Origin of the sequence: Mycobacterium sp. TY814, assembly GCF_030755175.1 — a bacterium.
In the GTDB taxonomy this organism is placed as follows: domain Bacteria; phylum Actinomycetota; class Actinomycetes; order Mycobacteriales; family Mycobacteriaceae; genus Mycobacterium.
In genome coordinates this window covers 288,324-305,307 of the sequence record NZ_JAUFRY010000004.1, presented here as the reverse complement: position 1 = coordinate 305,307, position 16,984 = coordinate 288,324, and the positions used below count along the sequence as shown (strand labels likewise).

Below are 16,984 nucleotides of genomic sequence, written 5' to 3'. Positions count from 1 at the left end.
TGCTGCCGCGGCAGGCGGGTGCTGCGCGGTCTGATGGTTTGGAGGCGTCGTGCTGTCCTTTTTCGTGGTTGAGCCAGAAGTGGTCGCGGCGCTCTCGGCCCAGGCAGCCGGAATAGGTGCGGCGACGACATCGGCTTCGGCGGCGGCGGCGCCGGCGACGGTGGGATTGCTTCCGGCAGCGGCCGACGAGGTGTCGGTGGCGGTGGCGCGCCTGTTCGGTGGCTTCGGGCAGGAGTTCCAGGAACTCGGCGCGCAGGCGGGGCTGGTTCACGAACGCTTCGTGCAGGCGTTGAAGGCGAGTTCGGTGGCGTATGCCGCTGCCGAGGCGGCGAATCTATCGTCGCTGCAGGGTGTGGAGCAGTCGGTGGTGGGTGTGATCAATGCCCCCACGCTGGCGCTGTTGGGGCGTCCGCTGATCGGGGATGGTGTGAGCGGGGCGGCGGGGAGCGGGCAGGCCGGCGGGGATGGCGGGTTGTTGTGGGGTAACGGCGGCGCGGGGGGCTCAGGAGCGGCCGGGCAAGCGGGCGGCAGCGGTGGGGCCGCTGGGCTGTTCGGAAGTGGCGGTGCCGGCGGTGCGGGTGGTCCTGGTGTCGGAGGCGGTGCTGGGGGTGCGGGCGGTGCGGGTGGGGCCGGAGGGTGGTTAGCGGGATCCGGCGGGACAGGCGGGGCTGGAGGCGGCGGTGCTCTCAGCACGACTGGCGTCGGCGGTGCGGGTGGTGCTGGCGGTGCCGGCGGCGTGGCACGTGCGCTGGTGTTCGGGCTCGGCGGTGCCGGCGGGTCCGGCGGTGCCGGTGGGCTGACGTTGGCGGTAGGTTCCGCCGGTGCTCTGGGTGGCGGTGCGGGTGATGTGGGGTTTGCCGGGGGTGCAGGCGGTCACGGTGGAGCCGGGGGCGCAAGTTCTGGATTGTTCGGGGTCGGCGGCACCGGTGGCGCCGGCGGATATGGCGGCGCCGGGGGCGCCGGCGGGACCGGTGGATTGAGTGCGACCTGGGCTGTGGCGGGTGGAACCGGCGGGGTCGGCGGTGCGGGTGGCGACGGCGGGCTCGCTGGGTCGGGGGGAGCCGCCGGACTCTTCGGGTCGGGGTTGCTGGGGGCGCCGGGATCTGCGGGGACGCCCGGTCTAGGTGGCACCGGCGGGGTCGGCGGAGGCGGTGGTCAAGGCGGTGCCGCCGCTGCCGGATTCAGTGCTGCGGGTAAGGCGGGTGGCATCGGCACTGCCAGCGGTGGGCAGATCGGCGGGCTCGGCGGGGTAGGCGGTGACGGTGGCTCCGGGGGCAAGGTGGCCACCATCACCGGATTTCATGTGCCGGTGGGAATCGCAGTCAATCCCGGCGACGGCGTCTATGTCACCAACAGCGGGAATGACACGGTGTCGGTGATCGATCCGACCACCAATACCGTGACCTGGTCAGGAATCGCTGTCGGCAATCAACCAAGAGCGGTGGCGGTCAGTCCGAACCCAGGTCACTACGTCTATGTGGCCAACAACGGCGGCAACAGCGTGTCGGTCATCGATCCGTCATCGCATTCCGTGATCGGGTCAGCGATCCCCGTCGGCGCCGACCCTATCGCGGTGGCAGTCAAGCCAGACCCGGGCGGATACGTCTATGTGACCAACTCCACCGGCAACACCGTCCGGGTCATCGATCCGCAATTGAACACCGTTACGTCCATAGGCGTCGGCTCGGGCCCGGACGGGGTGGCGATCAACCCCGGAGGCGATGTCTACGTCACCAACGCCGCAAGCAACACAGTGTCGGTGATCGATCCGAACGGCAATACCGTGATCGGGTCGATCAGTGTCGGCCCCTATCCGAGGGGGGTTGCCGTCGACTCAGTCGGCCACGTCTTCGTTGCGAACACTCTCGGCAACACCGTGTCCATGATCAACTCGTTCAGCAATACCGTCATGGGATCAGCGATCGGAGTGGGTCAGTCACCGTTCGGGGTGGCGGTCAGCCCGGTCAGCGACTATGTCTTCGTCACCAACTACGACAGCAACACCGTGTCGGTGATCAATCCGATCACCCACACCGTCTCCGCCACCATCGGCGTCGGCTCTAATCCATGGGGTGTTGCGGTCGACCCTGGCACCGGCGCGGTGTATGTCGCCAACATGTTCAGCAACACGGTTTCGGTGATCAGCGCATAACGTCCGCCTCGCGACCTCCGGGGCGCGCATCGTCACCGGGCGTGGGTAGCCTGCTCCCGTGGCCCTCTACCGCAAGTACCGACCGGCAACCTTCGCCGAGGTGGTGGGGCAGGAGCACGTCACCGAGCCGCTGTCCGTCGCGCTGCAGGCGGGCCGGATCAACCACGCTTACCTGTTCTCCGGACCGCGCGGCTGCGGCAAGACATCCTCGGCGCGCATCCTGGCGCGATCGCTGAACTGTGAGCAGGGCCCGACGCCCACTCCGTGTGGCGTCTGCGACTCCTGCCAGGCGCTGGCCCCCAACGCGCCCGGCAGCATCGACGTCGTCGAACTCGACGCGGCCAGCCACGGCGGCGTCGACGACACCCGCGAACTGCGCGACCGCGCGTTCTACGCGCCGGCCCAGTCCCGCTACCGGGTGTTCATCGTCGACGAAGCCCACATGGTGACCACCGCGGGCTTCAACGCGCTGCTCAAGATCGTCGAGGAGCCGCCCGAGCATCTCATCTTCATCTTCGCCACCACCGAGCCGGAGAAGGTGTTGCCCACCATCCGGTCGCGCACCCACCACTACCCCTTCCGGCTGCTGCCGCCGCGCACCATGCGGGCGCTCATCGGCCGCATCTGCGAGCAGGAAGGCGTCGTCGTCGACGAGGCGGTGTACCCGCTCGTCATCCGTGCCGGAGGGGGTTCGCCGCGGGACACGCTGTCGGTGCTGGACCAGCTGGTCGCCGGATCGGACGGCGGCCGGGTGCACTACCAGCGCGCCCTGGGCCTGCTCGGTGCGACCGACGTGGCCCTGATCGACGACGCCGTCGACGCCCTGGGCGCGGGCGACGCCGCGGCCTTGTTCGGCGCCGTCGAGTCGGTGATCGACGCCGGCCACGATCCGCGGCGCTTCGCCACGGATCTGCTGGAGCGCTTCCGCGACCTGATCGTGCTGCAGGCGGTGCCCGACGCGGTGTCCCGCGGCGTGGTCGATGCGCCGGAGGACATCCTGGACCGGATGCGCGAGCAGGCTGCCCGCATCGGCCCGGCCACCCTGACTCGCTACGCCGAGGTGGTGCAGGCCGGGTTGGGTGAGATGCGCGGCGCGACGGCCCCGCGCCTGCTGCTCGAAGTGGTGTGCGCGCGGCTGCTGCTGCCCTCGGCCAGTGACGCCGAATCGGCCCTGCTGCAACGCGTCGAGCGCATCGAGACCCGGCTGGCCATGTCCATCCCGGCCGCCGAGGCAGAGCCGCCCGCGGCTCCGGCCCGCCCCGTGCCGGTTCGCCGCTCGGTCCAGCGGGCCGCCGCCCAGGAGCGCGCGCCCGAACCCGCGCCGGAGCGCAAGCCGGAGCCCCCGCCGCCGGCGCCCACACCGGCACCGCCGCCCGCGCCGGCACCTGCCCCCGAAGCGGCCCCTCCGCCGGCCGCAGCGGCCCCGGGTGAACTCAACGCGGCGGCGGTGCGCAGCATGTGGCCGACGGTGCGCGACAAGGTCCGCGAACGTAGCCGTACCACTGCGGTGATGCTCTCTGGCGCAACGGTTCTGGCGGTCGAGGACAACACGCTGGTGCTGGCGCACGAGGCGGCTCCGCTGGCCAGGCGGCTGTCCGAACAGCGCAACGCCGACGTCATCGTCGAGGCGCTCAAGGACGCCCTGGGGGTGAACTGGCGGGTGCGCTGCGAGACCGGCTCGCCCGCCGCAGCCGACATCAGCGCGGCGCCGGCCAAGGTGGAACAGCCCGCGCCCGAGCCCCATTCTGTCCAGCGCGACGAAGAGGAGAGCATGCTCGCCGAAGCGGGCCGTGACGACCCCTCGGCACCGCGCCGCGACCCGGAGGAAGTCGCCCTCGAGTTGCTGCAAAGCGAACTGGGTGCGCGCCGGATCGAAGGCTGAGGGTGAATTTGGGCAGCTGCCCCACCTATATCGTGGTTCTCGACAACGGCTACTAAAAGAGGAGTTGCACCTGATGGGACAGGTGAAAGCAGCCAGCACCGTGTTGATCGACGCGGAGCCCGCGAAGGTGCTCGACGCCGTCGCCGACTACCAGAATGTCCGCCCGAAGATCCTCTCCCCGCAGTACAGCGAGTACGAGGTGCTCGAGGGTGGCCAGGGCCAGGGCACCGTGGCCAAGTGGCGCCTGCAGGCGACCGAGTCGCGGGTGCGCGACGTCAAGGTGAACGTGGACGTCGCGGGCCACACCGTCATCGAGAAAGACGCCAATTCCTCGATGGTGATCAATTGGACGGTGGCTCCCGCCGGACCGGGATCCAGCGTCACCGTAACGACCACCTGGACCGGCGCCGGCGGCGTCAAGGGCTTCTTCGAGAAGACGTTCGCGCCCCTGGGACTGAAGAAGATCCAGGGCCAGGTGCTGGAAAACCTGAAGAAGGAAATCGAGGGCTGACCCGGCTAGCGGGCCTGGCCCTGGGTGGCCAGGAAACCCGCCACGCCGCGCACCAGTGCGTCGGCGTACTTCTGCCGGCCCTCCGCTGACTCCATCAGCGCCGAGTCCGCCGGATTCTTCATGTTGCCCAGCTCCACCAGCACCGAGGGGTACTGGGCGAGGTTCAGTCCAGCCAGATCAGCCCGCCCGTAGAGACCGCCCTGGCCGATGTAGTTGGCCGGCGGGATGCCCGACGCCTGCAACTGGTCCCGCATGACGCGGGCGAACTGCACCGACGGCCCCGCCTGGGCGGCGTTCAACGGCGGCGATGAGTAGTTGACGTGGAAGCCGCGGCCGGACGCCGGCCCGCCGTCGCCGTGCAGGCTGACGATGGCGTTCGGGTGCAGCGCGTTGGCCATGTTGGCGCGTTCGTCGACGCACGGTCCCAGGGCGTTGTCATTGCCGCGCGACATCGCTGTGCGCACGCCCAGTGCGTTCAGCGCGGCGCGCAGCCGCAGCGCGGTGTCCCAGGTGAAAGTGTGCTCCGGATATCCGCTGTTGGTCGACGTGCCGCTGGCCTGGCAGTCCTTGGTGCCGCCCCGACCGGTGGGTACCTGACGTCCGATGGACGCGTCGTTGGCGCCGTTGTGGCCGGGATCGATGAAGACGACCATGCCGGCGAGATTGGCCGGCGCCGCGGCGGCGGTAGGCATCAGCGGCTGGGCAGCAGCGACGAGCATCCCGATGAGCATGGCTAACCCGACACGCAGGCCTACACGTACGTCCACTGCGCCAAGGTAACGCGGCGCGGACTACGCTGAAGTCTTCAAATCGCCCGACAACCGCAGGCGAAACCAACTCGAGACCAAGATGCGAGGGGACTGTCATGCAACCCGGAGGCGATATGTCGCAGCTGCTGGCGCAGGCACAGCAGATGCAGCAGAAATTACTCGAAGCCCAACAGCAGTTGGCGAACTCCGAGGTGCATGGTCAGGCCGGTGGGGGACTGGTCAAGGTCGTCGTCAAGGGCAGCGGTGAGGTCATCGGCGTGACGATCGACCCCAAGGTCGTCAACCCCGATGACATCGAGACTCTGCAGGACCTGATCGTCGGCGCCATGGGCGACGCGTCCAGGCAGGTCACCACGATGGCACAGGAGCGCCTGGGTGCGCTGGCCGGCGGCATGCGTCCGCCCGCGCCTCCCGGACCGCCGCCCGGTGTCCCGGGGGTCTGAACGGCGGAATGTTTGAGGGACCGGTTCAGGATCTGATCGACGAACTCGGCAAGCTGCCGGGGATCGGACCCAAGAGCGCGCAACGCATCGCTTTCCATCTGTTGTCGGTGGAACCGCCGGACATCGACCGGCTGACGGCCGTGCTCGGCAAGGTGCGCGACGGTGTCCGGTTCTGCGCGGTCTGCGGCAACGTGTCCGACGACGAACGGTGCCGCATCTGTGCCGATCCACGCCGCGACGGGTCGCTGGTGTGCGTGGTCGAGGAGCCGAAGGATATCCAGGCCGTCGAGCGCACCCGCGAATTCCGCGGCCGCTATCACGTCCTCGGGGGTGCGCTCGATCCCTTGTCGGGAATCGGACCCGAGCAACTGCGGATCCGGGAGCTGTTGACCCGGATCGGCGAGCGCGTGGACGACGTCGACATCGCCGAAGTGATCATCGCCACCGACCCCAACACCGAGGGGGAGGCGACCGCCACCTATCTGGTCCGGATGTTGCGCGACATCCCCGGTTTGACCGTGACGCGCATTGCGTCCGGCCTTCCGATGGGTGGCGACCTGGAGTTTGCCGACGAGCTGACGCTGGGCCGTGCGCTCACCGGGCGCCGGGCGATGGTCTAGGGCCGGATCACCTGGTCACCACGGCGAAATTGTCGCTGGTGGCCCACGCCGCCTCGAAGGTGGCGAGCGAAACCTGCTCGTCGCGGCCGGCCTTGATGCCGCTGTCATTGAGATGCACCACATTGGCCCGGGTGTCGATGCCGGTGACGACGACGAAGTGGTTCTCCCGGCTGCGGTCACCGCCCTCGTTCCACAGGATCCGGTTGTTGACCCCCGCGATCACCTTGCGGCCCTGATCCAGGGCCCGCTCCAGCGCGGGTGTGTCGGTCTTGATCCCGTCGGACGCGATGCCGTAGTGCGTCAGCAGCACCGGCAGGTCGCGGTTGCTGGTCCTGTTGCCCGGCGTGTAGATCGGTCCGGAGTGGGTGGTGCTGGGGACGGTCCCGGCCGCATTGTCGATCTCCTCCTCGGAGATCTCGTTGCCGGTGAGCTGGCCGATGACATCGGCCACGGCCATCTCCCCGCAGTCGCGTTCCTGCATCTGATAACGCCAGTAGGCGGCGGCCGCGCCCGGGTCGCCGTGCATCCCGGCGGTGTTGGGATCGGCCGCGGCGGTTCCGGGGCATCCGAGCAGCGAGCAGGCCACGGCCACCAGTGCGACAGCTGTGGCGACATTCGTCCGGATATCAGGGGCCATGGCGATCCCTTTCTCGCGCCCCCGCGAGAGGATTCTAATTCGGCCCGGTCTGCTGATAACGTTTCGGTCTCAACAGACGAAATGCTTCCTGAGCGACGGTGCTCGGACCCGTGGCAGAAGGGATGGCGATGTCGTTCGTAAGCGCACGACCGGAATTGCTCGAGGCGGCATCGGCGGACCTGGCGGATATCGGAGCCACCCTGTCCGCGACCAACGCCTTCGTGGCGGCGCCGACGACGGCAGTGCCGCCGCCCGGCTCCGACGGCGTATCGGCGGCCATCTCGGCGATGTTCGGCTGGCACGGCCAGGCTTACCAGCAACTGAGCGCCCAGGCCGGCGCCTTCCACGATCAGTTCGTGCAGCTGCTGCGCGCGGGCGCGCAGTCCTATTCGACCGTGGACGCCGCCAACCAGGCGGCATTGCAGGCCGAAACCGTGGCGAGCGCAGGAGCGACGGGGCCGGTGGCGGCCGAAGCGCAGATCACCCCGGTGGTGGCCCGCACCGCGGCAACGGAGACGCCCCTGTACGCCGCACTGGCGAACAGCCCCGCCTTCGAGGGCCTGGGCGACTGGCTGCAGGCGTTCTAGCCGCCCAGCCGCTCACGGCGCAGGAGGTCCACCTCGGGGAGCTCCAGCGGCGCCAACTCTCCCACCACCTGGCTCAGCAGGTGGTCGGCCAGTTCCGGATTGCGCGCCAGACACGGCCCGTGCATGTAGGTTGCCACCACACTGCCCTGCACGACCCCGTCGAATCCGTCGCCGGCCCGATTGCCCGCGCCCTTGGTGACCGCGGCCAGCGGCGACGCGGCCGGTCCCAACACGGTGCCGCCGCGGTGGTTTTCGAATCCGGTCAGCCGCTGCGTCAAACCGGGCAGCAGCGGCCGGGACACCAGCTCGCCGATGGTTCGCGTGTCTTGCGGCGAGGTCGTCGCATCCAGCATGCCGACGCCGTCCACCCGTTCTCCCGACGACGTCTCGTACCAGTGGCCGAGCACCTGGACCGCGGCGCAGATGGCCAGCACCGGGGCCCCGCGCTCCGCCGCCCGCTGCAGGCCCGGGTACTGCAACAGATGCCGGGTGGCCAGTCGCTGGGCGTAGTCTTCCGCGCCTCCGAGTGTGTACAGGTCCAGCGCCTCGGGCACCGGATCGGCCAGGGTGATCTCGACGATCTCGGCGGGAATGCCGCGCAGCAGCAACCGCTGCCGCAGCACCACCGCGTTGCCGCCGTCGCCGTAGGTGCCCATCACGTCGGGCAGGACGAGGCCGATCCGCACAGTTTCAGCCACGTCGCGCCAGCCTCCGGTTGAGTTGCAGGAAGGCGGTGTAGTTGGCGACGACCTCGACCCGCCCGGGCGGGCAGGATTCGATCGCCGCCACCGTGTCGTGCACCAGGGTGTGTTCGACGCCGGCGTACCCGAGGCGCACCGCGAGATCGGTACCGCGTTCGCCGGCGGCCACCACCCGGGTCTGTTCGAAGTGCTCGAAGCGCACGTCCCACAGCCACGACAGGTCCTCGCCGTCGGGAACCTGGCCGTTGACCGCGATCACCACGCCGTCGGCATGCTTGTCGACCATCGACAACGCCTCCTGCCAGCCGGCCGGGTTCTTGGCCAGCAGGATCCGTGCCTCATGCGTTCCGATCCGGACCGTCCGGTAACGCCCGGCGACTTCGTCGACCATGCACACGGCCGCCACCGCCTTGGCCGGGTCGGCGCCCAGCGCGACGGCTGCCGCGACGGCCTGTGCGGCATTGCCGCGGTTCACCGCGCCGGGCAGGGCCAGGCGCATCGGCACCGCCAGACCGTCCGGTCCATAGAGGGTTTTCTCGTCGAACCACCATTGCGGGGTGGGGCGCTTGAAGTCCGCGCCGGTGGAATACCAGTGGCCCTCTTCGCGGACGATCACCTCGCCGCTGCGCGGGCAACTCACCGAGTCGTTCGACCACGAGCCGCCCGCGGCCACCCAGACCACGTTCGGACAGTCATAGGCGGCCGAGGTCATCAGTACGTCGTCGCAGTTGGCCACCACGACCGCATGGGGATGCCGGGCCAGACCGGCCCGCAGGGTGCGCTCGATGACGTTGATCTCGCCGACGCGGTCCAGCTGGTCGCGCGACAGGTTGAGCAGCACGACGGCGGTCGGCTCCACCGCATCGGACACGTGCGGCACGTGCATCTCGTCGACTTCCAGGGCCGCCAGTTCGGCCCGCCGATCCGCCGCCAGCGCCGCCACCAGGCCGGCGTCCATGTTGGCGCCCTCGGCGTTGGTGGCCACGGCGCCCAGGGTGCTCAGGGCCGCCGCGGTCATCCGGGTGGTCGTCGACTTGCCGTTGGTGCCGGTGACGATGACCGTGCGCCGGCCCGCTCCCAGCTGTCGCAGAATCGACCGGTCCAGGGTCATCGCGACCAGTCCGCCGATCATGGCCCCGGCGCCGCGGCCGGTGACCCGCGACGCCCAGCGCGCGCTTGCCCCGGCGGCAAGAGCCAGACGTGCGCGCGTGGTGATCACCCGTGCAGGTTAACCGCCGACACGACGCGGCAGCGACTCAGCGATGTCGGTCAGACGTGCCATTCTCAAAGCATGAACCGGATGTCCTGGGGTCGGCCGGCGCGGGAGCCGGACGCGGGATGGGCCGTCATCGACGTCGAGACCACGGGCTTTCGCCCGGGTCAGGCCCGGATCATCAGCGTCGCGGCGCTGGGTCTGGACGTCGACGGCCGGGTCGAACAGTCGGTTGTGAGCTTGCTCAACCCGGGGGTGGATCCCGGGCCGACCCACGTGCACGGTCTCACCGCGGCAATGCTGGAAGACCAGCCCCAGTTCGGCGACATCGTCGACGACCTGGTCGAGGTGCTGCGCGGCCGCACGCTGGTGGCGCACAACGTCGCCTTCGACTACTCCTTCCTGGCCGCGGAGGCCGAGATCGCCGAGGCCGAACTGCCGGTCGACTCCGTGATGTGCACGGTCGAGCTGGCCCGGCGGCTGGAGCTCGGCGTCGACAATCTGCGGCTGGAGACCCTGGCCGCGCACTGGGGCGTCACCCAGGAGCGGCCGCACGATGCTTTCGACGACGCGATGGTGCTGACCGGGATCCTGGCTCCCGCACTCGAGCGGGCGCGCGACCGCGACATCTGGCTGCCGGTGCGTCCGGTGACCCGGCAGCGCTGGCCCAACGGGCGGGTGACGCATGAAGAGCTGCGGCCACTGAAGGCGCTCGCCGCCCGGATGCCCTGCCCGTTTCTCAACCCCGGCCGGTACGTCCGCGGCAGGCCCCTGGTGCAGGGCATGCGGGTGGCGCTGGCGGCCGAGGTGCGGCGCACGCATGAGGAACTCGTCGAGCGGATGCTGCACGCCGGGCTGGCCTACAGCGACGACGTCGATCGGGAGACCTCCCTGGTGGTGTGCAACGAAACCGCTCCCGAGCAGGGCAAGGGCTATCACGCCCTGCAGTTGGGGGTGCCGGTGGTCTCCGACGCGCAGTTCATGGACGGCGTCGGGGCGGTGGTGGGCGGCCGCAGCATGGAGGAGTTCGCCGACACCGTCATGGTCGACGAGCAGTTCGCGCTGTTCTGAAGACGGCGGTCAGGGACCGCCGCGCCAGTGCTCGATGCGGTGATGGTCGGGGGTGAAGCCGTGGTCGACTCCCCACAACACGGCCTGCGTTCGGCTTCCGACGCCGATTTTCCGGTAGATCGTGCGGATGTAGGACTTGACCGTGTTGGGGCTGAGGTAGGTCAAGCGCGCCACATCGGCGTTGCTCTTGCCCTGGGTGATCAGCGCCAGAATCTCCGCTTCGCGGTCGCTGAGCCCCTCGCCGCGTCCGGGCCAGTCCAGTCCGGGTGCACTGCGGGCGCGCATGGCCACTTCGCTGACGACCACCTCCCCGGCGTGCACGGCCTCGAGCGCGGCGACCAGTTCGCGGGCGGGCAACGTCTTCGACAGATATCCATGGGCGCCGTGACGCCGCGCGCTCTCGATGAGATCTGGGTGAAAGTTCCACGTATACACCACAACTCGGCGTGAACGCGGGTTGGCGACCAGGTGCCCGATCTCCTCGTGATCGGACTCGGGTTGGGCGAACGAGTCGTAGAGGACGATGTCCACCGCGTCCTTGACGGGCAGGGTGGAGTCCAGTTCGGCGATCACGATGCGGTCGCGGTACTGGTCGAGCATGTTGGCGACACCCTTCACGACGACGTCGTAGTCGTCGACGAGCGCGATCGTGATCGGTGCGCCGGATGCGGGCGGCATGTCGGAGTGATTACCCCCTTAGGGGTGTATCGATGCACCCTTTAGGGGTGGTCGACTGAATTGGTCTCTGCCGCAACGGGAAAACTCGATTTCAACAATTCCACGCGCGGGGTTTAGCCGCTGTCGGGCCGGTTATTCAACATGTGTATGAGAGGAGCGCGAAATGCCCACTTGGGAAACGATTTTGATTGCGGTTTTCGCTGTACTCGCGGTCGCGCTGCTGATCGGCGCGGTCGGCTACGCCATGAATCGCCGCAGGACACAGCGACTGAGACAGCACTACGGCTCTGAGTACGAGCGCCTGGTATCGCAGACCGGAGGTCAGAAGGAGGCGGAAAAGGAGCTGATCGCGCGCGAACGCCAGCGGGAGAAGCTGGACATTGTTCCGTTGGCGCCTGCCGCCCGGTCGGATTTCACCACCCGCTGGAATCAGGTGCAGACGGCGTTCGTCGACAACCCCACTACTGCCGTCGGCGTCGCCGATCGTCTGGTGACAGATGTGATGCGCGAAAGAGGCTATCCCGTAGACAACTTCGATCAGCGGGCGGCCGACATCTCGGTCGACCATCCCCAGATCGTCGACAACTACCGCGCCGCACATGCGGTTCACCTGTCACAACAGCACGGCGAAGTCAGCACTGAACAGCAGCGAGAAGCGTTCGTCCACTACCGGGCGCTGTTCGAAAAGCTTTTGGAGACAACACCACAGGAGGCGAAGAAATGACGACACACGAAGAGCGAACCGACGTGAGCGGCGCATCCGACGAATCCCAGCGAACGATGCAGCCGACGCCTCCGGCCGAGGACCGCGTGCCACCACAGCAGCAGGCACCCGCGTTCTCCGAGACCCGGGCCGAGAGCCCGGACGGCAGACTGGATCCCCGCAGCGAAGTTGCGGCGCCGGTGCAACATTCGCGCGAGGCTAATCAACAGTCCAGCCAATCCTCAACGGAAGAAACACTTTTCGGTGACGCGGACCTCGCGGATCTGCGGTCGCGCTGGGCTGGCGTGCAGGCGGCCTTCGTCGACGATCCCAAAGACTGCGTCCAGAAGGCCGATGTGCTGGTCTCCGACCTGGTCGACCAGCTCACGACCGGATTCGCCCACGCGCGTTCACGTCTGGAAGAACAGTGGTCACGCGGCGAGGAGGCATCCACCGAAGACCTGCGCCTGGCGCTGATGCACTACCGCGAGTTCTTCGAGCGACTGCTCGCGGTGTAACCAACCGAGCACGGGCCCGGCCTTCCTGCCCCGGCGAGGCCGGGCCCGCCCCTGCCTGTCAGCGGGAAGCCCGGTTGACCGCCGACACCACCGCCCGCAGCGACGCGGTGGTGATCGACGGGGCAATGCCCACGCCCCACACGGTCCTGCCCGATACCGGGCCTGATTGGTGCCGACCCGCTTCGCCCGGCTGCGCCGCGCTCGCGATCGACACCGAAGCTTCTACATAGGCAGCGGCCTGCGCGTCGTCGCCGGCGCTCATCGCGTGCTCGGAGTAGTCCAGCACCGCCACGTCGAACCCGACCGTGCCCAGCGCGTCGACGAATGCGGCCAGCGGGCCGTTGCCGGTACCGCTGATCTCCGTCTCCGTCCCGTCGATCTTGACGGTGGCGGTGATGCTGGTGGTACCGGTGTCTTCTTCCGACGCGTCGACCCGTTGTTTGATGCGTTCCAGCGGCAGGATCGGCGCCAAGTACTCCTCGGAGAACGCCTCCCACATCTCCTTGGGCGAGACCTCACCGCCCTCGCCGTCGGCCATCTTTTGAATGACCTGCGAGAACTCGATCTGCAGTCGCCGGGGCAGCGCCAGGCCGTGGTCGGCCTTCATGATGTACGCCACCCCGCCCTTGCCGGACTGCGAGTTGACCCGGATCACCGCCTCATAGGTGCGGCCGACGTCCTTGGGGTCGATCGGCAGGTACGGCACCTGCCAGAGCATGTCTTCAACATCGGAGCCGTCGCTGTCAGCATCTATCTTCATCTGGTCCAGGCCCTTGTTGATCGCGTCCTGGTGACTGCCGGAGAAGGCGGTATAGACCAGGTCGCCGCCGTAGGGGTGACGCTCGTGCACCGGCAGCTGGTTGCAGTACTCGACCGTGCGCCGGATCTCGTCGATGTTGGAGAAGTCGATCTGCGGATCAACGCCGCGGGAGAACAGGTTCAGGCCCAGGGTGACCAGGCAGACGTTCCCGGTGCGCTCACCGTTGCCGAACAGGCAGCCCTCGATCCGGTCGGCGCCGGCCTGATAGCCCAATTCGGCTGCGGCGACGGCGGTTCCGCGGTCGTTGTGCGGGTGCAGGCTCAGAATGACCGAGTCGCGACGCGCCAGGTTACGGCTCATCCACTCGATCGAGTCGGCATAGACGTTGGGCGTGGCCATCTCCACGGTGGCCGGCAGGTTGAAGATGATCGGGTTGTCCGGCGTCGGCTGGATGATGTCGCCGACGGCGTCGCACACCTGCCTGGCGTATTCCAACTCGGTCCCGGTGTAGGACTCCGGCGAGTACTCGAACCGCCAGCGGGTGCCCGGGTACTTCGCCGCCTCCTCGACGCACTTGCGTGCGCCCGCGGTGGCGATCTCCTGCACCGCGGCGCGGTCGGCGCGGAAGACGACACGGCGCTGCAGGATCGAGGTGGAGTTGTAGAAGTGCACGATGACGTTCGCGGCGCCCTCGCAGGCCAGGAAGGTGCGCTCGATCAGCTCGTCCCGGCACTGGGTCAGCACCTGGATGGTGACGTCGTCGGGAATCGCGCCGTCGGTGATGATGTCGCGGACGAAGTCGAAGTCGGTCTGGCTGGCCGAGGGGAAGCCGACCTCGATCTCCTTATAACCCATGCGCACCAGCAGGTCGAACATGCGCCGCTTGCGGGCCGGGCTCATCGGGTCGATCAGCGCCTGGTTGCCGTCGCGCAGGTCCACCGCGCACCACAGCGGCGCGTGCTCGATGACGCGGTCCGGCCAGGTGCGGTCGGGTACGCGGATGGACTCCACTTCGTCGGCGAACGGACGGTACCGGTTGACCGGCATGGACGTGCCGCGTTGCGGGTTCCACGCGGGCTGGCCGGGCCGGGGCGGGCCGGCGGGCTTGTGAATGGTGCGCGCTGAGACGTAAGCGTCGGGTGAATCGGGATTAGTCACGGTAGTTGCTCCGGGTTTTTCGAGAGGGAACCTCAGACCGGCGCATCGCGAACACCCGCGACGGGAAGCCGGTCTGGATCAGACCCCGTCGCGGCGTCCGAGAAGGAGCACCCGCTGCACGCTGTGAACTCTACCGCGCCCCACCGCCTGGCCAAAACCGCTCCCAAGCACGCCGAGCCCCTTGGGCAGGCAGCATCGGAGATAAACCGAGATGCGGCGCCACGTATTCTGTTGTGGACTTAATCCAGGCCCGTCCAGACAGGAATTGATCAGTGGCGCTCGTCGTGCAGAAGTACGGCGGATCCTCGGTGTCCGACGCCGACCGGATTCGCCGCGTTGCCGAGCGGATCGTGGAGACCAAGAAGCAAGGAAACGACGTGGTGGTCGTTGTTTCTGCGATGGGCGACACCACCGACGACCTGCTGGACCTGGCTCAGCAGGTCTGCCCGGTTCCGCCGCCGCGGGAACTCGACATGCTGCTGACCGCCGGTGAGCGCATCTCGAACGCGTTGGTGGCCATGGCGATCGAGTCCCTGGGAGCCCACGCCCGTTCGTTCACCGGCTCGCAGGCCGGAGTCATCACCACCGGCACGCACGGCAACGCGAAGATCATCGAGGTGACGCCGGGCCGGCTGCAGGCCGCGCTGGACGAGGGACGGATCGTGCTGGTCGCCGGATTCCAGGGCGTCAGCCAGGACACCCGCGACGTCACCACGCTGGGCCGCGGCGGCTCGGACACCACCGCCGTCGCGCTGGCCTCGGCGCTGGGCGCCGATGTGTGCGAGATCTACACCGACGTCGACGGCATCTTCAGTGCCGACCCGCGCATCGTGCCCAATGCCCGCAAGCTGGACAAGGTCACCTTCGAGGAGATGCTCGAGATGGCCGCCTGCGGCGCCAAGGTGCTGATGCTGCGCTGCGTCGAATATGCCCGCCGCTACAACCTTCCGGTGCACGTCCGGTCGTCGTATTCGGACAAGCCAGGCACCATCGTCGTCGGATCTATCAAGGACACACCTATGGAAGACCCCATCCTCACCGGCGTCGCCCACGATCGCAGCGAGGCCAAGGTGACCATCGTCGGGATCCCCGACATCCCCGGCTACGCCGCCAAGGTGTTCCGCGCCGTCGCCGACGCCGACGTGAACATCGACATGGTGTTGCAGAACGTCTCCAAGGTCGAGGACGGCAAGACCGACATCACGTTCACCTGCTCCCGGGACAGCGGCCCGGTCGCGGTGGCCAAGCTCGACTCGCTCAAGGAAGAAATCGGCTTCACGCAGCTGCTGTATGACGACCACATCGGCAAGGTCTCGCTGATCGGCGCCGGGATGCGCAGCCACCCCGGCGTCACCGCCACGTTCTGTGAGGCGCTGGCGGCCGTCGGGGTCAACATCGAGCTGATCTCCACCTCCGAGATCCGCATCTCGGTACTCTGCCGCGACACGGAACTGGACAAGGCCGTCGTGGCGTTGCACGAGGCGTTCGGGCTCGGCGGCGAGGAGGAGGCGACGGTGTACGCAGGGACGGGTCGATAACGATGGTTGCCGTTGGAGTTGTAGGTGCCACCGGCCAGGTGGGCCAGGTGATGCGCACGCTGCTCGACGAGCGTGACTTCCCGGCGACCTCCGTTCGGTTCTTCGCTTCGGCCCGATCGCAGGGCCGCAAGCTGCCGTTCCGCGGTCAGGAGATCGAGGTCGAGGACGCCGAGACGGCCGATCCCAGCGGGCTGGACATCGCGCTGTTCTCCGCCGGCGGAGCGATGTCGAAGGTGCAGGCGCCGCGGTTCGCGGCCGCCGGCGTCACGGTGATCGACAACTCCTCGGCGTGGCGCAAGGACCCGGACGTGCCGCTGGTCGTGTCCGAGGTCAATTTCCAGCGGGACGCGCACCGTAGGCCGAAGGGCATCATCGCCAACCCGAACTGCACCACGATGGCGGCAATGCCGGTGCTGAAGGTGCTGCACGACGAGGCTGGGCTGACCCGCTTCATCGCGTCGTCCTACCAGGCGGTCTCCGGCAGCGGCCTGGCCGGCGTCGAGGAGTTGGCGACGCAGGCGCGCGCGGTCATCAACGACGTCGAACAGCTGGTGCACGACGGCGGCGCCATCGATTTCCCACCGCCCAGCAAGTACGTCGCCCCGATCGCATTCAACGTGGTGCCGTTGGCCGGGTCGTTGGTGGACGACGGATCCGGTGAGACCGACGAGGACCAGAAGTTGCGCTCGGAGAGCCGCAAAATCCTCGGGATCCCGGACCTGCTGGTCAGCGGGACGTGTGTGCGGGTTCCGGTGTTCACCGGCCACTCGCTGTCCATCAATGCCGAATTCGCCCGCCCCCTCTCACCCGAGCGGGCTCGCGAATTGCTCGACGGCGCACCCGGGGTGAAGTTGGTCGATGTGCCGACGCCGTTGGCCGCCGCGGGTGTCGACGAATCGCTGGTCGGTCGCATCCGGCAGGACCCCGGGGTGCCGGACGGGCGCGGTCTGGCGCTGTTCGTATCGGGGGACAACCTGCGCAAGGGGGCGGCGCTGAACACGATCCAGATCGCCGAGCTGCTGGCCGCCGAGCTCTGATCGAA

The 16,984-nt window shown here is 68.4% G+C and carries 17 protein-coding genes; 11 read left to right on the top strand and 6 right to left on the bottom strand.

The window, feature by feature from the left end; genetic code table 11:
• Positions 1–64 precede the first annotated feature (64 nt).
• From QXH22_RS26675 to QXH22_RS26665, 3 genes are all read left to right on the top strand, one after another.
• Complete coding sequence (locus QXH22_RS26675; protein ID WP_371934323.1) at positions 65–2,152, top strand: PE domain-containing protein; 2,088 nt, start codon at positions 65–67, stop codon at positions 2,150–2,152.
• Between the two features lie 58 nt (positions 2,153–2,210).
• Complete coding sequence (locus QXH22_RS26670; protein ID WP_306277489.1) at positions 2,211–4,034, top strand: DNA polymerase III subunits gamma/tau; 1,824 nt, start codon at positions 2,211–2,213, stop codon at positions 4,032–4,034.
• 73 nt (positions 4,035–4,107) lie between these two features.
• Positions 4,108–4,545, top strand: coding sequence for an SRPBCC family protein (locus QXH22_RS26665; protein WP_306246980.1), 438 nt, complete (start codon positions 4,108–4,110; stop codon positions 4,543–4,545).
• Positions 4,546–4,550: 5 nt separating this feature from the next.
• Here the strand turns inward: QXH22_RS26665 and QXH22_RS26660 are convergent, their stop codons facing one another.
• Positions 4,551–5,312, bottom strand: coding sequence for an Rv3717 family N-acetylmuramoyl-L-alanine amidase (locus QXH22_RS26660; protein WP_306246982.1), 762 nt, complete (start codon positions 5,310–5,312; stop codon positions 4,551–4,553).
• A gap of 98 nt (positions 5,313–5,410) precedes the next feature.
• Between QXH22_RS26660 and QXH22_RS26655 the strand changes: the two genes are divergently transcribed.
• On the top strand, positions 5,411–5,758 hold the full coding sequence (locus QXH22_RS26655) for a YbaB/EbfC family nucleoid-associated protein (RefSeq protein WP_082978111.1): 348 nt from the start codon (positions 5,411–5,413) through the stop codon (positions 5,756–5,758).
• Positions 5,759–5,766: 8 nt separating this feature from the next.
• Complete coding sequence (gene recR, locus QXH22_RS26650) at positions 5,767–6,378, top strand: recombination mediator RecR (protein ID WP_065136323.1); 612 nt, start codon at positions 5,767–5,769, stop codon at positions 6,376–6,378.
• Positions 6,379–6,385: 7 nt separating this feature from the next.
• Here the strand turns inward: recR and QXH22_RS26645 are convergent, their stop codons facing one another.
• Positions 6,386–7,015 (bottom strand): C39 family peptidase, encoded by a 630-nt coding sequence (locus QXH22_RS26645; RefSeq protein WP_306277488.1) that lies wholly within the window; start codon positions 7,013–7,015, stop codon positions 6,386–6,388.
• A 128-nt stretch (positions 7,016–7,143) separates the two neighbouring features.
• Here QXH22_RS26645 and QXH22_RS26640 point away from each other — a divergent pair, with 128 nt between their 5' ends.
• A complete protein-coding gene (locus tag QXH22_RS26640) occupies positions 7,144–7,602 on the top strand; it encodes a PE family protein (protein ID WP_306277487.1) in 459 nt (152 codons plus the stop codon).
• On the opposite strand, the gene QXH22_RS26635 is transcribed toward QXH22_RS26640, so the two are convergent.
• The gene (locus QXH22_RS26635; protein WP_306277486.1) at positions 7,599–8,300 is read right to left on the bottom strand and encodes a type 1 glutamine amidotransferase; all 702 of its coding nucleotides are present in this window, start codon (positions 8,298–8,300) and stop codon (positions 7,599–7,601) included. The genes QXH22_RS26640 and QXH22_RS26635 overlap by 4 nt on opposite strands.
• Positions 8,293–9,522: a Mur ligase family protein gene (locus QXH22_RS26630; RefSeq protein ID WP_306246991.1), complete on the bottom strand. Its 1,230-nt coding sequence runs from the start codon at positions 9,520–9,522 to the stop codon at positions 8,293–8,295. The genes QXH22_RS26635 and QXH22_RS26630 overlap by 8 nt, the downstream gene beginning before the upstream one ends.
• A 72-nt stretch (positions 9,523–9,594) precedes the next feature.
• Here QXH22_RS26630 and QXH22_RS26625 point away from each other — a divergent pair, with 72 nt between their 5' ends.
• Positions 9,595–10,587, top strand: a complete 993-nt coding sequence (locus tag QXH22_RS26625; RefSeq protein WP_371934322.1) for a DEDDh family exonuclease — start codon at positions 9,595–9,597, stop codon at positions 10,585–10,587.
• A 9-nt stretch (positions 10,588–10,596) separates the two neighbouring features.
• Here the strand turns inward: QXH22_RS26625 and QXH22_RS26620 are convergent, their stop codons facing one another.
• Entirely contained in the window at positions 10,597–11,265 is a 669-nt protein-coding gene (locus tag QXH22_RS26620; RefSeq protein WP_306246995.1) for a response regulator transcription factor, read from the bottom strand.
• A 163-nt stretch (positions 11,266–11,428) separates the two neighbouring features.
• Between QXH22_RS26620 and QXH22_RS26615 the strand changes: the two genes are divergently transcribed.
• Positions 11,429–11,989, top strand: coding sequence for a hypothetical protein (locus QXH22_RS26615; RefSeq protein ID WP_306246997.1), 561 nt, complete (start codon positions 11,429–11,431; stop codon positions 11,987–11,989).
• Positions 11,986–12,486: a hypothetical protein gene (locus QXH22_RS26610; protein ID WP_306277485.1), complete on the top strand. Its 501-nt coding sequence runs from the start codon at positions 11,986–11,988 to the stop codon at positions 12,484–12,486. The genes QXH22_RS26615 and QXH22_RS26610 overlap by 4 nt, the downstream gene beginning before the upstream one ends.
• A 58-nt stretch (positions 12,487–12,544) precedes the next feature.
• Here the strand turns inward: QXH22_RS26610 and leuA are convergent, their stop codons facing one another.
• Positions 12,545–14,404 (bottom strand): 2-isopropylmalate synthase, encoded by a 1,860-nt coding sequence (gene leuA, locus QXH22_RS26605; RefSeq protein ID WP_306277484.1) that lies wholly within the window; start codon positions 14,402–14,404, stop codon positions 12,545–12,547.
• A 272-nt stretch (positions 14,405–14,676) separates the two neighbouring features.
• Here leuA and QXH22_RS26600 point away from each other — a divergent pair, with 272 nt between their 5' ends.
• Positions 14,677–15,942 carry an aspartate kinase gene (locus QXH22_RS26600; protein WP_306247003.1) on the top strand — a complete coding sequence of 422 codons (1,266 nt, stop codon included), beginning with the start codon at positions 14,677–14,679 and terminating at the stop codon, positions 15,940–15,942.
• A gap of 2 nt (positions 15,943–15,944) precedes the next feature.
• The gene (locus QXH22_RS26595) at positions 15,945–16,979 is read left to right on the top strand and encodes an aspartate-semialdehyde dehydrogenase (protein WP_306247005.1); all 1,035 of its coding nucleotides are present in this window, start codon (positions 15,945–15,947) and stop codon (positions 16,977–16,979) included.
• The last annotated feature ends 5 nt before the right edge of the window (positions 16,980–16,984 follow it).

Coding starts and splice junctions, on each gene's coding strand:
- QXH22_RS26665 (WP_306246980.1), top strand. CDS start 4,108: ATGGGACAGGTGAAAGCAGCCAGCACCGTGTTGATCGACGCGGAGCCC.
- QXH22_RS26655 (WP_082978111.1), top strand. CDS start 5,411: ATGCAACCCGGAGGCGATATGTCGCAGCTGCTGGCGCAGGCACAGCAG.
- recR (WP_065136323.1), top strand. CDS start 5,767: ATGTTTGAGGGACCGGTTCAGGATCTGATCGACGAACTCGGCAAGCTG.
- QXH22_RS26645 (WP_306277488.1), bottom strand. CDS start 7,015: ATGGCCCCTGATATCCGGACGAATGTCGCCACAGCTGTCGCACTGGTG.
- QXH22_RS26640 (WP_306277487.1), top strand. CDS start 7,144: ATGTCGTTCGTAAGCGCACGACCGGAATTGCTCGAGGCGGCATCGGCG.
- QXH22_RS26625 (WP_371934322.1), top strand. CDS start 9,595: ATGAACCGGATGTCCTGGGGTCGGCCGGCGCGGGAGCCGGACGCGGGA.
- QXH22_RS26620 (WP_306246995.1), bottom strand. CDS start 11,265: ATGCCGCCCGCATCCGGCGCACCGATCACGATCGCGCTCGTCGACGAC.
- QXH22_RS26615 (WP_306246997.1), top strand. CDS start 11,429: ATGCCCACTTGGGAAACGATTTTGATTGCGGTTTTCGCTGTACTCGCG.
- QXH22_RS26610 (WP_306277485.1), top strand. CDS start 11,986: ATGACGACACACGAAGAGCGAACCGACGTGAGCGGCGCATCCGACGAA.
- QXH22_RS26595 (WP_306247005.1), top strand. CDS start 15,945: ATGGTTGCCGTTGGAGTTGTAGGTGCCACCGGCCAGGTGGGCCAGGTG.